The organism is Anaeroglomus insulsum (assembly GCF_050689095.1).
Classification (GTDB): domain Bacteria; phylum Planctomycetota; class Phycisphaerae; order Sedimentisphaerales; family Anaerohalosphaeraceae; genus Anaeroglomus; species Anaeroglomus insulsum.
On record NZ_JBOGCL010000012.1, the window covers coordinates 45389 to 61503 of the forward strand.

The window sequence follows — 16115 nt, forward strand, 5'->3', positions numbered from 1 at the left end:
TGGCAGGCCCTATGAAACAAACGACCAATAAAACCAGAATTCATGTATGCTTTGTCTGTCCCAAAGCATACCCGCTGCTGGATCCTTCCTGTCCGGCCACCTTCGGCGGTGCCGAGGTGGATTTATATCTGCTGGGAACAGAATTGGCCAAAGACAGCGAATTTGGAGTTCATTTTATTACAGCGGATTATGGCCAGCCGACCGAACAGTATCTCCGGAATATCCACGTTCTTAAGAGCTTGAAAGTCCATCAAAATCCACTGGTGGGCGCGTGGACACTCTGGCAAGCGATGAAAAAAATCAATGCAGATATCTATGTTCTTGAATCTGCTTCTCCTGGGGTGGCACTGACAGCAGGCTTTTGCAAGCTATATCGGAAAAGCTTCGTCTATCGTACTGCCAGTATGCTGGAAACAAATGGTCAGTATATAAAAGACCATTACTGGGTTGGGAAATCCTTCGCCTGGGGACTGCGGAATGCCAGGATGGTAGTCTCCCAAAATCAACAGGATCAGGCCGGCTTGAAGGCCTCTTTAAATATTGATTCGGTACAGATACCCAACGGCCTGCCTCTGCCGCGGATAGAGAACCAGAATAAAACAAGTATTTTATGGGTTGGGCGAAGCGATGGAATCAAAGGCCCTTATCGTTTTCTTGAATTGGCCCGTCATTTTCCCGACCAGCAATGTGTGATGATTTGCCCGCCTGCAACTCAAGACCTCTCGTATTCAACACTAAAACACCAGGCACAGCAGATTTCAAATCTCACCTTTCTGGAACGCGTCAATTTCGACGAAATCGGCATGTATTTTCAAAATGCAAAAGTGCTTGTTAACACCTCTGACTCCGAAGGTTTTCCCAATACGTTTGTTCAGGCTGCGGCGGCAGGAACGGCGATTTTATCGTTTGCGGTCAACCCGGATGAGTTTTTGACGCGGTACAATTGCGGGTTATGCTGCCGGGGAGATATGGACAAAATGAAAACCGGGCTGGCATTTCTGTTGGATAGCCAGCGATATGTCGAAATCGGCAAAAACGGACGGAAATATGCACAGGAAAATCATGATATCCGTAAAATTGTCGAGCAATATAAGGCGGTATTTATTCGCCTGGCAGAACAGAAACCCCAGACACAGTAAATTCTCAGGACAGATCGTTTTCAGGTGCGGCATAACGGATTTAAATGAGTGATACGTATTGAGAAAACAAGAAGCCGATGATCAGACATATTGGATAACCTAAAATCATGATACGCGTTCTTCACATTATCGGCAGTCTCGGCCTGGGCGGGGCACAGGTTGTGCTTCAGCGGATCGTCAAACACAGCAATCCTGACCAGTTTGAACATTTTGTGTATCCGCTGCGATCCGGGAATCAGACTGTTTCCATCGCAACACGGGTGATATCCAATTCGTATCGGAATTATGATCCCCGGAAATTTTTGGATATCCTGCGTATCTGTCGTGAACATAAGATTGATATCATCCACACTCATCTTCACAAAGACGCTGTTGCAGGATTATTCAGCACTTTTTTCCTCGATATCCCTGTCGTTGTACATGAACATGGTTCGATTTTGCTGCCGGGATTTCAATACGACCTGTATCGTGTTTTGTTTCGCTTCTTGTACCGGCGAGCGGCCGCCATTATTGCTGTATCCAATGCGGCAGCCTGTCGGATCAGCAATATTGTCGGCCGCTGTCCATCGATGCTGTCCACAATTTATAACAGCATCGATCTGGATGAATTCAAACCCAACCCTGAAATCCGAAAACAAATTCGCAGCGACCTGCATTTTACCGATGAGCACATTGTCATCGGATTCGTCGGCCGTATGGAACGCATCAAGGGGGTCGATGTACTCCTGGATGCGATGATATCCCTGCTGCAAATGAATCCGCGTTATCGAGCGGTATTTGTCGGCGACGGATCAATCCTTGCTTCTCTGCAAAAACGCACACAACAAGCCGGGCTGGATGATGCCATACGATTCCTTGGATTTCGTACAAATGTGGCAGAGATTCTGAATGCAATGGATATTGGATGCATGCCCTCACGATTTGAGTCTTTTGGATTAGCGGCTATTGAAATGATGCGTATGAAAATCCCGCTTATCTGCAGCCGTGTTGACGGCCTCGGAGAAATTGCCGGAAATGGCTCCAACGCCCTGATTCTGGAACAGATTTCACCTGCTGAAATCACGTCCAAGATTATGACCCTGACTCAAAACCCCTCATTGCGTCAACAGCTTATTGAAAATGCCCACGCATTTACATCTCAGTTTTCCACCGATCAATTCATTGAAAAAATGGAGTCTGTCTATGTTCGTGTTCTCAACACCACGTCCACACATTAATTTTCGGATTTGATTTTTCGGGGAGGTGCTACAAGCCTTCGGCGAAGATGCAGCGTGCGAACCACTTTGGAAATCATCCGGCACCCTGCCGCCGTCAGACTGGGAAACAGAGTCAGCAGATGGATACAGACCTTGTATCCAAATGAATATAAATGCGGAAATTCGCTTATCAGCCGTCGAATATCCCCGCTCCGTTCATCGAACAACATGCTTCGAATCCAGAGCCGAAGATAGTGCTGTGCCACAGGTACAAATGCCTCCTGCCGTCCGGCCAGGCGAGATAATTCAAGATGGCGCCGGAGGGGATTTATAAACTCCGTGATCTCACCTGTTTTTTTGGTACTGCTCTCGGTAACTCCAACATGGTAGATGGCCGTCGGCTCAGCAACAAAACCGACTTGCGGATGGCGATAGGCAATTCGCCACCATAAATCCAGGTCTTCTCCTCGTCCGACGCCGACGGCAAAAAGCCCTGCCTCCATCAGAATCCGACGCTGAATAACCATGGTGTCGGAACACCCTCCCATCTCTTTTTGGCAGCCGACCAGATAATCGTCAAGATAGGGTTTTGAACCCAGTATTCGATTGGCATACTGCGGTGTCACAAATGCCGCCTGCCGCTGTTCCAGACACGAACAGGTCAGGTAATTACCCGTGCTCCAGACGAGAAACGGATTCTGCGACAGGAGGGTACAGTGCCTTTCGAGATGATTCGGCAGCCATTCATCATCGGCATCAAGAAAGGCGATCCATTCCCCCGAAGCGGCCTGGATACCGGCGTTTCGGGCGGCGCTGACCCCGGCGTTGGTCTGTTCAATCAGCTTGATCCGGTCGCCAAATTGCCGCACCTTTTCGGAGGTCGTGTCAATCGAGCCGTCATTGACGACAATGACTTCATCGGCCGGATAAGTCTGGGCCAGCACGCTGCGAATCGCTCGTTCAATATAACGGGCGGCATTGTAGGCCGGAATCACAACTGTAATGTGATATGTGTTTTCCATGGTTCAGGCCGCTGAATTCATTGAGTCCTTGATATTGAAGTACTCTGTGATTTGATAATCGACCGCACTTTGGGCTCAAGCCAGCATTTGAAACGAACCCAATACGGCAAGATCCAGCTCAAACGCACGGCCCATTGACATTGCCGCCAGGCCGGCACAAATTCCTTCATCAATGGATGGGATTGAATCAGTTTCAGAGCATCCTCTTTATACCCATTTCTGGCCTTGTGATAGGCCGTTCGCAGAGCTAAACGGGCCAGAACACGTCGGGCCAGATTTCTCTTTTCCGGCGGACATTCCGCCAGCAGAATCTCCGGATCAACCAGCATCGGGGGCAAAGCAAAGGCATAATGTCCGGTCAATTCGCTGTGCTGTCGATTATACTGGGCCGTGGGCGGTCCGCCAACCAGCATAAACGCCGTATTAAAAATGACTTTGGCGAAAAATATCAAATCTTCCCCATATTTACAGCCGGCCTCGTAAAAACCGTATCTGCGGGCAATATCGGTTTTGATCAATGTCGTATTCACATGAAACAGGACAATAAAACTCTCCACCCATTCGGGGTTTTCATCCCCATGGAGAGTGTAAACGCCGGGCTGGATGCCTCTGTGGACCCAGTGACTCTGACTGCTGATCTGTCGAGGCCATTGACAATACATCGTCCCCACCATGGCAACAGGATTGTGCGTCATCGCCTCCAGAGCCGTCTTTAAATGCTCAGGATACCACTGGTCATCGGCATCCAGAAACGCAACATAGTCCGCCGATGCCGCTCGAATGCCGGCGTTCCGTGCCGCACCGGGACCGGCATTGGGCTGCTGGATCAATTCAATTCGCGAATCCCGGGCCTGCAATCGCCGGACAATATCGACTCCGCCATCGGTTGAACCATCATCCACCACGATCAATCGCCAGTCCGTCATCGTCTGGGATTGAACCGAACGAATGGCCTGTTCAATCGTTGCCCGTTTGTTATAGAGCGGGATGATAATGTCCACCGATGCCATTAACTCTCCCGAACCGGATGTTTTCGTTTTTCATTCCATTGCCACAGCGCCGGACAATAAGAACCGATATAGGACGTTACAGCGCAATACCATCCCAGCAAGAAACCATACTTTCGCAATAATCGCCTCGCCGGCCTGGTTTTGCCTGCCGTCAGCAGCCTGGATACCCAATATCCCAAAATCATCTTCAGACAATAATCATAACCCTGCGGACAGCCAGTCTTCTTTGCCAGCTCCAAATGGCGTTGTAAAAAAGCCTCGACATCGCTTGAATCAGGGATCGTCTGCATGGCACTCTCAGGCACCTGGATATGATACACCGATATCGGTTCGGGAATGAAACCCAGCCGCAATCCCAGGTAACCCAGCTTCATCCACATATCTTCGTCCTCGATGATTCGCTGGCCTTCCACAAACAGCCCGGCATCAAAAAGTTTATCTTTGCGAACCAGAATCGTATCGGTATTTCCGTTTGCCTGAAGGGCATAGGCTTCAAAGAACGAGCCAAATACAGCTGTTGGCCCCAGCCTTTCCATCACTTTCATCAGTTTCGTCTCAGCCAGTGCCGGATACGTCTGATGTCCCTGACTGCAGCGGCAATACAGAAAATTGCCTGTCACCCAGCTCAAATCCTTCTGCTGGTCCAGCAATTCACATTGCAGACGCAGCCGGTCCGGAAGCCATTCATCGTCGGCATCCAGAAACGCAATCCAATCGCCTTTGGCGGCGCGGATTCCTGCATTACGCGCAGCACTGACGCCGGCATTGGCCTGACAAATCAATTTGACTTTCGCACCAAATCGGGCTGCAACTTCAGCCGTGTTATCGGTTGAGCCGTCATCCACCAGAATAATCTCATCTGCCGGCCGGGTCTGAACCAGGACACTGTGTATCGCACGTTCAAGGTAAGGGGCGGCATTATAGGCTGGAATGATGACGCTGATCACCATTAAATTGTTCTCCCGCGGCCAACGGTCTTCAGGCAATCTTTGCATTTTAGATAACAATCGACCACACTGCCTGCCCAGGGCAGTTTGATGCGCCAGACTATTTCCCGATAGAATCGCACAGGAACATACTGTTCAAATCGTGTCAGCAAGTCCTGTGCCTGGGCAAATTGCCGCTGCTCAACAAGCTCGCGAATCCAATCCTGCAGCATTTTGGAGGCACAAGCCAGGTAGGCCTGTTTTCTGCCCGCCTGCTGGGACAGTTGAATATGCCGCTGGATGTGATCAATCATATACTGATAATGAATATTGACCTTGGTTGAGCTGTTCGGTGTATCCCGGTGATAGATCGCCAAGGGAGCTGAAATATATCCTATCCGGGGATAATGATAGGCAATTCGAAACCACAGGTCGGTATCCTGACCGCGTTTCATCCCGGGCACAAACAATCCGGCTTTGCCAAATACACCTCGATAAATCATCAAGGTACTGGTCCACGCATAGAATCCCTCACAGAATGCCTGGAGATAATCATCAAATACCATATTCTCCGATTCTCGATGTGGAAGCACAGGCTTCTTCGAAACAACTCCTGTATGAGCGGACAGATAATTGCCGTATTCCCAAACCAAATCGGGATTGGCCAATAAAAAGGCCTCCTGCATCTGAAGCTTTGCGGGCAGCCATTCATCGTCGGCGTCCAGAAATGCAATCCAGTCGCCCGAAGCGGCTTCAATGCCCCTGTTGCGAGCCACACTGGAGCCTGCGTTGGCCTGTCGAATGACTTGAATACATTGGTCAATGCGTCCAGCAATCTGGGCCGTATCATCCCCGGAACCGTCATCCACGATAATAATTTCATCCGCCGGACGCGTCTGAGCCAGCACACTTCGCACCGTCCGTTCGATGGTTGCCGCTGCATTATAGGCCGGAATGACAACACTGATTTTCATATCCTGTCAGCCGACTTATCTGCCGGGCAAGACCCAGCGCAGGATGTCATTATAGGTCACCCACAGAAATACACTCAATAACAAAACCAGCCCGATCCAGGTGATGATTTCCTGGGTTTTCTGGGCCAGGGGAACACCGCGAATCTTTTCAATAATCAGCAGAACAATCAGCCCGCCATCGACAATCGGCAGCGGCAGCAGATTCATCACCACAAGACACGAACTGACCAATCCCAGGAAATTCAGCAGGTCCAGAATCCCCTGTCCGGCCATTTTGTAACTGATGGAAGCAATTCCCACAGGGCCGCTCAGCGACGACGCCGGCACCGTTTTGGTAAATAAACCAATCAAGGTCATCACCGACTGCATGATATACTGTTTGGTGCGTTTGACACCCCAGACAATAGCCCTGCCGGGATTGGAGGCCTTAAATGTCTCCCGCAATGTCTCAAATTGCATGACATCCGCCGCACGCAGCGTAGAGCGGATATGCAGCGCATCTTGTTCCGGCACATCCAGCCCTGTGCCGCCGCCATCCTGGCCCAATCGATAATCAATACTGATATGCTGTCCGCTGTTCTTGCGAATCAGGGCAATCACATCATAAAAACTCTGAACCGGCTGACCATCCACCGCCGTAATCACAGCCCCTGAGGGAATACCCAAAGCGCCCGGCCCGGTCGATGAGTAAATCGTCTGAGCCACTACGGGATGTTCCATGTCCAGTTCAACAAGAATCCCCAGAGTCGCACGCCCTTTGTCTCCGGGACGAGCCTTCGGCTGCACTCTCACCGACTCCGGCACCTCCTGACCTGCAGCATTCGTGCGCAGAACCACCATGTCCAGATCTTTATCCTTATAAGCAGTCGTTTTGTCTCGCAGGTCCTTGTATGTAGGATTTTCAATGTCGGCAATCTTCAGAATAATATCGCCTTTCTGCAGTCCGCCTTTGGCAGCCTCAAATAATACATCTTTTACTTTCAAACGAGGCACCATAGAATAGATATGAGCCAAATCAAATTCGTTCTGGAAATTGGGCAGCAAAGGACCGCATAATAAGGACATTTCGACTTCGGCTGTCGTCGGAGTGCTTCCAGCCGGATAGGTTCGAGATACTGTAAATACAATTTTGGGGGTTAATGACGATTCAACCTGCTGGTCAAACTGCCAGGCCTTGGTCAGTGGTTTTCCATTGATCGCAATAATGGTGTCGCCGGGACGAAATCCCGATTGTTTATATAAATAATCGATCTCCTCCGGATCTTTGATTTCAGGGCTAATAGTCAAAGTCGTCGGCTGACCAATTCCAAAAGCTCGAATGCCGGTGGTATCGTTAACCATCTTGGCCGCGACAAGCCGGGTCTCAAATTCAGGACTGCCGGCCCGATCAACCTTGATTTTGACGCCACGGTCCTTGTCCGACAAGGCCGCAGAGAGGATAACAGTTGTAAAATCAATGAACTTTTCATCATCAATTTCGACAATCCGGTCTCCTGCCTTGAGTCCGGCCACATCGGCCGGGGAACCGGGAATAACATTGCCCACGACGGCAGGCATTAACTGTAAACCATGCATGAATAAGGCCATAAATAAAATCATCGCACCAATGGCATTGAATGCGACACCGCCTGCCACCACAACAATCCGCTGCCAGATGGGTTTATTTAAAAACGACCGCGGATCATCGGTTTTTTCCACCGGGCCAGAATCAGACTGCCCCAGCATTTTGACGAAGCCTCCAAAAGGCAATGCCCCAATACAATATTCTGTATCGGAATCCCCTTCTTCAAGAATATCCGTCGAACCGGACTGAGGCAACAGACGAAAACGAAAGCCTTTCCTGGTTTTCCGAATACCCACCAGAATGGGCGGAAAACCGATCGAAAACATCTCTACTTTGATGCCGCAAAATTTGGCCATCAAAAAATGACCCAGTTCATGAATCATCACCACCGCACCAAAGCCCAGCATCACGAGAAGTATCTTACCGGTCATCGCTGGACGCTGCATTACAAGATAGAGAATGCCTGCAACAATAATCAGAACCAGAATAATATTGAATAGCTTGTCCATTTGACTTTTCTGGACGGGTTGATTCGGGTCCTGTGTTGGTTTCTGTTCCGTCATGCTAATTTCTCCAAATATATGCCTTCTCTGAGGTTATACCATCAGTTGTCGGCGGTTTTTCAATACCTGTTCCACTTCCGCTCTTGCCCAGCGATCCACATCGATTAGCTCCTCAAGCCCCAACCCCTGCCTGACGGTATGAACCTGCAGGCAATGTTCGACTAACTCAAGAATAGTCCCCAGCCGTATCCGGCCTGATAAAAACTGTTCCACCGCCGCTTCATTGGCGGCATTGAATACCGCAGGTGCGGATCCCCCAACGCAGGCAGCCTCAAATCCCAGGTCCAGAGAACGGAAAATTGACCGATTGGGTAATTCAAACGTCAATCGACCCAAATGCGCTAAATCCAATCCTTTAGCAATTCCCGGAACACGTTTGGGATAGGTCAATGCATACTGAATCGGAGTTTTCATGTCCGGAGTACCCAGTTGTGCGATGACCGAGCCATCTACATATTCCACCATGGAATGAACAATGGACTCTGGATGGACCAGTACGTCCACCTTTTCCGGCGGCGTTTCAAACAGGCGAACCGCTTCGATGACCTCAAGAGCCTTATTCATCATGGTTGCGGAATCAATGGTAATCTTAGGCCCCATCGCCCATGTCGGGTGAGCCAGTGCCTGCTCCTTGGTAGCGTTGGCAAAGGTTTCTGCGGTGGCTTTGCGAAACGGGCCGCCAGAGGCGGTTAAAATAATCTTTTTGACCTCGCTGGCTTTTCCGGCCTGAAGCGATTGAAAAATGGCCGAATGTTCACTGTCGACGGGGAGAATCGTTGCACCATGCCGGCGAGCGGTTTCCATAAGTATCTGCCCGGCAATGACTAACGGCTCTTTGTTGGCAATTGCCAGGACTTTTCCGGCCTGTGCTGCTGCCATCACCGCAGGCAACCCCGCCGCACCAACCACCCCAAACAACACAATATCTACCTCAGACATTCTGGCAATATCAACCAAAGCCCCAGCGCCGGTCAGAATGGTACCCGAAAATCGTTTTTTCAGGTACTCTACTCCGGCGGTACCCTTTGAGTTCGTCAGCGCAGCAACCACAGGACGAAATCGACTGGCCTGTTCGGCCAGCATTTCGACTTTACTATGTGCAGTCAGCGCAAAGACTTCGTATTCCGGACCCAGAGCCTCGATTACACTCAAGGCACTTTGTCCTATCGAGCCGGTTGAACCCAAAATGGCGATTTTCTTAGTCATAAATCCATTATTATCGCAGAGTTCCGTCAGTATCGCACAAAAGGAATCCCTGTCAAGCGAAAGTCCGCCCCCGCTATTTTATTAATTCCGGGTCTATAAATGTTAATATAAAGAAAATAGTCTGCTTCTTTTATCGGGTAAAAAGGAGGGCTTTCGTTAAAAAAGTTCCCGCAACTCCGGAATAAGAATCACACAAAAAATGTATTGTACAGCCAATTGCGTTTATGGGTAATCATTTATCCATATTACAGGATTCGTTTTCTCAATCGTCGGCACGTCCACCAGACAAAGGCCCAGCCGATAATCATATAACCCAGCATGGTAAAGAGTATCCAGAGATTGGCTGTCCAGACATCGGAGGGTAAGGCGGAATTGATCCATAGGTATCTTAATTCTGACTCCCAATCACTTTGAATCGTGGCCAGAATCACTGTAACACCCTGCACAAACGGATTGGTATCCATATAGATTTCAGCCAGATCATCGCCCACGCTCCCGGGCAGGATATTGCAAAATACGATACTGATAAAGGGTATCAATAACCATATCGCTGCCGCAAATGATATGTTCCAGATGACTGCGGTCGTCGTATGTCGGAAACGATGGCTGAAATAGATACCCGTTCCCGTCAAAAAAGCAATCATTCCGATAGACAACATGGATATCTGAAGAAGTGCAACAGGATGAATCGTCCCTTTGGAGACAAATACCACCAGATGCAAAAACAAAAACATCCATGCAGGCAGACACCGCCGGATGCTGCCGATATATTTGGACCAGACAATTTGTCTGGCCGTCAGCGGTGATGCCAACAGGATCATCCAGCTATTGCTTTCTTTTTCCGAGCTGATGGTTGTGGCGGGGATAATCAGGGAAAACAACATCCCCAGTCCGAGAAATACATAGAGATAAAACAGGTGTGTTTGCTCGTCATTGAGCGGCTTAAACGACATGGCCCCCAGCAGGATATAGCTCAATAAAACAAGAGCCAGCCCCGCGACAATCAGACAAAACATCCTCTTTTTTCGCCGGCCCAATAGCGGTGCACTGCATTCTTTCCACAGGACCGGATTGCCGGATACCGTGCGCAGCGGGATGTCCCGTGGAGGACGGGTGCGACGCCGTTTTGCCTCGGATTGTGCCGTTTGATCGCCGGCAATCTGGGCCAGGGCGGCCCTGCGCACCAGGATAAAGGCCAGGCACAGCAATACCGCAGCCAGACACAACATGACGATTCCATTCAAAACCCAGTGATGCACGATTTGCTGGCCGACGCCTCCCGGCTCGACATAATGAATGCTATTGAAAATATAGGTCGCATAAGGATTGGTTACATAGAAAAAGTTAAAGATAAACGGCATCCCCAGCGTTCTGTCTAAATCAAAGATCTCAATCATAATAAGAAAAAACAGGGCAGGCAGGCCGAATATCGCCCCCACCGTCAGAACCGTTGCAATCATAGACACATAGGCACGGCGGCAGAAGATGGAGCACAGCAGGCCAATCGAGCCGACCACCAGTGCCGTGGTAATTGTCAAATACAGACTGCTCAGAATATACATCCAGGGGATACCGCCAAATATGCGGACAATGCCAAGCATCGGGACAGAAACCAGGATCAACTGGAGCACGATTAATAATTTACTGAACAATTTACCCAGCACAATCTGGACGCTGGTAATCGGCGTGGTCATCAGCACCCCCAGCGTCCGGCTGTAAATTTCGTCGCTGATGGCGGTGCTCAGCGAGATGCCCAGGATGATCTGGGCGGCGAGAAACTGAAACCAGACAATCAGGGTTGAAATAATCAAGCCAGCCTCGGACATCCGTGATACCTGATAGACTGGATTGGTATATATGCTTGTGTCAATTACCTCCATCCATATCAGGACGACAAACAAAAGCAGCAACAACAGATACAGCGACCGCAGCAGATAGGTTCGTTTGCGGCGGCTGGAGACGCGCATTTCCTTATCCAAAACAGGACCCATCAGCCGCACGGGGTTGATTAATTTGACAGCGATTTCACCGATATGGTTCAGAGTCATTTTGCTCAGCCGAAAATACGGTCACGTAATTTCTGTTTTGTTATTTGATAAAAACCCAGTCCCGCACAGGCATACACCAGGGATGTAACCGCCATCACGATGGTCGTTGCCATAAAGCCCGACCATTCCATTCCGGTCAGCGACGGCCAGTCGTAATTCAGTGATGCAAAGGAGCGGGCCGCATGAACCTCTCCGCCTCCGCCGGCCAGGGCAATACCCACATGCACAATCGGATGGAAAGCAAAGACCAGCTCAATCAATTCTTCCTCGCCGGTCAACCCGGCCAAGATCGGGATACCCAGCCACAGTCCCCCTGCCAGTGCCGCATTGGCCATCACGGCGGTGGTCGTTTTGCGGCATATCCTGCTGAAAAACAGGCCTGAGCACAGTGTAAAAAATCCAATGCCTGCTCCAATAATACCCAGGTGCAGCGCAACCGCAGGATGCAGATAGCCAACCAGCGTAAAAATCAGCACATGTACGGCCAGCAGAAACCAGGCCGGGATACTTTTGCGAACCACACCGGCGGCCTTGCCAAACAGAATCTGCCCTGACGTCAGCGGGGTTGCCATCAAAATCGGCCAGCTTTGTGCTTCACGTTCTGTGGTAATCATCGTTGCAGACAGCAATATGGTTTCCACCATTCCCACCAGAAACAGGACTATCCCATAGACCATATGCGTATAATCTTCACCCAGATAACGCTCCTTGATCCCGATTCCATAGGAAGCCATCAGAATTGCGGCTGCAATGATTATCATCATAATCCTCCTGATTCGCCGGCGGCCCTGAAGCCAGGGTTCGCGGGTTTCTTTCCAGAAGACAGGCTGGCCGGTGACGGACCGCAATGGCTCATTGGACTCGGGTTTAAAAGCCGACGGTTTTCTGAACTTCCACCACCCGGCCAGCACAGGCCGGTCCACCTGTCCGCCGATTTGTGACAGGGCCACACGACGAACGATTTTGGCGGCCAGCAGCAAAATCAGGATGGATTCAGCCAGGACAATCCCGCAATGCCACGGCCAAAACAGAGGCATCTGTAATCCCATCGGCATGCTGGATGACTGGTTCAGGGCAAATCCGACATAGGAGTTAAAAAAAGACAGAAAAATCAGGAATTTCTGATTCAGCTGGGAGTCCATGAAAAATTTCCAGTCGCTCAGCCAGCCCAGCAGCACTGGCACACCAAGATACCAGATAATCATCGCCAGGATAGTTTGCACGATAACGTTGTATGCCCGTTTCTGGAAGATGGAGAAAAACAGGCTCAGCGTACCGGCAAAAAGGGCCGCCGTCAGTGTCATGGAGAAACTGCTGATAACATAGCCCCACGACACGCCGCCCAGCAGGCTGATCAGCCCCAGCACCGGCAGGGACAATCCGATTAATATTATCAGCGACAGCAGACGGCTGACCAGCTTGCCGAAGACAATCTGAAATCCCGTAATCGGCGTGGTCATCAGTACGCCCAGTGTTTTATGATAGATTTCATCACTGATGGCGCTGCTCAAAAAGACTACCGCCAGCAACTGGGCCGACAGAAACTGCATCCAGGTCAATATCATCGTCAGTGTAATGCCGATCTGAGACATTTGGGAGATGCGCCAGACTGTATTGGAGCTGTTATTCTGCATCATGTCCACCCACGGTACCGCCACAACCAGCAGCATCACGATCAGATACAGAAAACGGACCAGATAGCTGCGTTTTCGCCGGGCCATCACCCGAAGTTCCTTGTCCACGATCGGCCCGGCCAGCCAGCGCGGGCTGAACAATCTGAATCTGTGTTTTATGTTTGATAACTGCATAAGTCCTTTAGCGCGTATCAACGATTATATTTCGGATTCGTTTTTCCGCCGAAGCCAGAAACGCCATGCCAATCCAGGTCATCACAATCAGACGAACAAACCAGAATAATCCCATCGCCACAACATCCTCATCGAATTCCGCCTGCATCATCGCCGGGACAATAATCAGAGGATTCAAATAACCAACACACGGACAGACCATACTCAGGCCGATCGGCAAGGCAAATGTTGCCGTGACTGCCGCGGTTGAACTATTCAGACGGGCACTGAAATACATCCCCAGGCCCAGCAGAAAATAAACACAGCCGGCCAGCTCCAGAGGCACCGCCAGCAGTGACAGCAGATTGAGCACACCGGCGGCGGTAAATACACTCAGATGCAGTCCAATCCATAGCCACACCGGCATCGTTCGCCGTACCACCGCCCAAACCTTGCCCATCAGAATCTGCTGGGCACTCAGCGGCGTCGTCAGCAGAGATATCCAGGTGCGCGCCTCTTTTTCCACCACGATGGAGCGGGCCGACAGCGACATGACCTGCAGCATGACCCATACAATCAGCGACTCGACAACCGCAATATGAAATCCTTCCTCGCGAAGCCAGCCACCGCAGGCAGCCCCGCCATACAGGCCGCAGATCGTCAGTGCCATCGCAATGTTTGTCCATGGATGCCCAAATCCCCACAGGCCCGATCTGGACAGATCTTTGCGTGTCACCGGATTCATTCCTCCGGGGAATGTCATCCGCGGCGCTGCCGTTTCCGCAGCGGCTGGGGATTGCCGGCGGCGCAGCCACTGGAGCCATCGCTGCGCGAAACCGACCGGATGCCGGGTCGTGACCGTGCGAACTTTGCGTATGCATAATCCCATCAGCACGATGCAAAAGCCCAGCATGGACAGACAATGCACCGGCCAGGGATAGACCGCAGACGCCGAGCTTTGGGCACCCAGCAGGGATTTGCTGACCGCCATAAAAGCTACAAAAGGATTGAGTAAAACCAGCATGGCCTCCACCCAGTTGGGAATTTGAACAGACATGTTTTTAAGACCGGCCAGAAGCAGGGGGGATGCCACATATAATAATAAGCAGGTCAGCAGGGTCAGAAAAATGACCTGAGAGGCGGGTCGGCGGGAAATCGAATACCACAGGCTGATCAGACCCGCAGTCATTGCCGCAGTAAGGACGATGCAGGTACCGGCAATCAGAAAATTCCACGGCACACCGCCCATGCTTCGCAGGATGGACAGAATCGGCATGGATATTCCCGCCAGCAGCATCAACTGCCACAGTCGGGCAAAGAGTTTGCCAAGGACAATCTGCATGGAGGTGACCGGGCTGCTCAGCAGCGAATCGAGGGTATTTTTGCGAATCTCGTCCGATATCGCACTGCTGAGCATCACCACTGACAGCACCTGAAGAACAATGAATTCAAACCAGATTATGGTTACCGTTGTTGTCAGTGCTACTTCCGACATGCGAGAGGCCTGATACAGGGTGCTGCCTGAGACCAAACCAAACATGGTAAAAAACCACAGCTGAGCAAGCATCAGTGTCAATAGCATCATATAAGCGGTACGGAGAAAATAATACCGCTTGCGACGGCTGGTCACACGAAGCTCTTTGTCCAGAATCGGCCCCACGACGCGATAGAAACCAAGCCTGTCGGCCAGATACGCCCATTTTTCAGCCCGGGCATTCAATGTCAGTAAGGTCACACTCATTCGACGGTTCCTTAATGCACCAGGCCCTGGGTCAGTTGCAGGAAGGCCTGATCCAGCTTGACCTGCTCAGGCTCAAGGCTGATTAAATCCATGCCCGCCTGCACCAGCGTTCGGGCAATCAGGGCGTTGGCCGCGTTGCCATCCCTGCAGGATACGGTCAAGGCATCCCCAATCTGCTGGACCTGTTCGATTTCCGGCAGCGCCCCCAGCAATGCCGCGGCCTGCTCGGTATTGGCCGCGACGCGGACGCGCACTTTGCTGTGCACGCCCAGCTTCTGGCGAATCTGCTCCATGGTGCCTGAAAAAACCAGCTTGCCCTGCTCGACAATGCCGACATGGTCGCAGATTTCCTCCAGCTCGCTGAGGATATGGCTGGAAATCATGATGGTCTTGCCCATGCGTTTCAATTCCCGCAGCAGTTCCTTGATTTCAATGCGGGCACGCGGATCCAGGCCGCTGGCCGGCTCATCCAGAATCAGGGCTTTGGGGTCATGAATCAGCACGCGCGCCAGCCCCAGCCGCTGCTGCATACCGCGCGACAGGCTGTCCACGGTGGCGTGCTTTTTGCCCATTAAATCCGTCAATTCCAGGACGCCTTCGACAATGCCTTTGCGTTTTCCCGGGGGAATATCAAACGCCGCAGCAAAGAATTCGAGGTATTCAAACACCTTCAGGTCGTCATAGACGCCCATGAAATCCGGCATATAGCCGACCACCCGACGAACCTTCTGGCCGTGGGTCGTCACGTCCATCCCGTCGATGTACGCCTTGCCGGAGGTCGGTTCCAGCAGTGTTGCCAGAATACGCATGGTGGTCGTCTTGCCGGCACCGTTGGGGCCGATGAAGCCGAAGATATCTCCTGCCGCAATCGTCAGGTCCAGATTCGACAACGCGGTCAAAGCTCCATACTGCTTGGTTAAACCCTTGGTCTCAATCATA

Annotated in this window: 12 protein-coding genes; 2 read left to right on the plus strand and 10 right to left on the minus strand. The window is 51.1% G+C overall.

Features of this window, described 5'->3' with window-relative positions; all coding sequences use genetic code 11:
• The first annotated feature begins 11 nt into the window (after positions 1–11).
• Both ACQ9LF_RS11215 and ACQ9LF_RS11220 read left to right on the plus strand, forming a co-directional pair.
• On the plus strand, positions 12–1139 hold the full coding sequence (locus tag ACQ9LF_RS11215; RefSeq protein WP_462489496.1) for a glycosyltransferase family 4 protein: 1128 nt from the start codon (positions 12–14) through the stop codon (positions 1137–1139).
• Between the two features lie 107 nt (positions 1140–1246).
• Positions 1247–2356 (plus strand): glycosyltransferase family 4 protein, encoded by a 1110-nt coding sequence (locus ACQ9LF_RS11220; RefSeq protein ID WP_462489497.1) that lies wholly within the window; start codon positions 1247–1249, stop codon positions 2354–2356.
• On the opposite strand, the gene ACQ9LF_RS11225 is transcribed toward ACQ9LF_RS11220, so the two are convergent.
• From ACQ9LF_RS11225 to ACQ9LF_RS11270, 10 genes are all read right to left on the minus strand, one after another.
• The gene (locus ACQ9LF_RS11225) at positions 2353–3357 is read right to left on the minus strand and encodes a glycosyltransferase family 2 protein (protein WP_462489498.1); all 1005 of its coding nucleotides are present in this window, start codon (positions 3355–3357) and stop codon (positions 2353–2355) included. The two genes, ACQ9LF_RS11220 and ACQ9LF_RS11225, sit on opposite strands and share 4 nt — an antisense overlap.
• Positions 3358–3374: 17 nt before the next feature.
• Positions 3375–4367, minus strand: coding sequence for a glycosyltransferase family 2 protein (locus ACQ9LF_RS11230; RefSeq protein WP_462489499.1), 993 nt, complete (start codon positions 4365–4367; stop codon positions 3375–3377).
• Positions 4367–5317, minus strand: a complete 951-nt coding sequence (locus tag ACQ9LF_RS11235; RefSeq protein WP_462489500.1) for a glycosyltransferase family 2 protein — start codon at positions 5315–5317, stop codon at positions 4367–4369. The genes ACQ9LF_RS11230 and ACQ9LF_RS11235 overlap by 1 nt, the downstream gene beginning before the upstream one ends.
• Positions 5317–6267, minus strand: coding sequence for a glycosyltransferase family 2 protein (locus ACQ9LF_RS11240; protein WP_462489501.1), 951 nt, complete (start codon positions 6265–6267; stop codon positions 5317–5319). The genes ACQ9LF_RS11235 and ACQ9LF_RS11240 overlap by 1 nt, the downstream gene beginning before the upstream one ends.
• Positions 6268–6282: 15 nt before the next feature.
• Complete coding sequence (locus tag ACQ9LF_RS11245) at positions 6283–8394, minus strand: site-2 protease family protein (RefSeq protein WP_462489502.1); 2112 nt, start codon at positions 8392–8394, stop codon at positions 6283–6285.
• 33 nt (positions 8395–8427) lie between these two features.
• Positions 8428–9600: a 1-deoxy-D-xylulose-5-phosphate reductoisomerase gene (locus ACQ9LF_RS11250; protein WP_462489503.1), complete on the minus strand. Its 1173-nt coding sequence runs from the start codon at positions 9598–9600 to the stop codon at positions 8428–8430.
• A 245-nt stretch (positions 9601–9845) separates the two neighbouring features.
• Positions 9846–11648 carry an ABC transporter permease gene (locus ACQ9LF_RS11255; RefSeq protein WP_462489504.1) on the minus strand — a complete coding sequence of 601 codons (1803 nt, stop codon included), beginning with the start codon at positions 11646–11648 and terminating at the stop codon, positions 9846–9848.
• Between the two features lie 5 nt (positions 11649–11653).
• Positions 11654–13456: an ABC transporter permease subunit gene (locus ACQ9LF_RS11260; protein WP_462489505.1), complete on the minus strand. Its 1803-nt coding sequence runs from the start codon at positions 13454–13456 to the stop codon at positions 11654–11656.
• Positions 13457–13463: 7 nt separating this feature from the next.
• On the minus strand, positions 13464–15176 hold the full coding sequence (locus ACQ9LF_RS11265) for an ABC transporter permease subunit (RefSeq protein WP_462489506.1): 1713 nt from the start codon (positions 15174–15176) through the stop codon (positions 13464–13466).
• A gap of 11 nt (positions 15177–15187) precedes the next feature.
• Positions 15188–16114: an ABC transporter ATP-binding protein gene (locus ACQ9LF_RS11270; protein ID WP_462489507.1), complete on the minus strand. Its 927-nt coding sequence runs from the start codon at positions 16112–16114 to the stop codon at positions 15188–15190.
• Position 16115 lies beyond the last annotated feature (1 nt).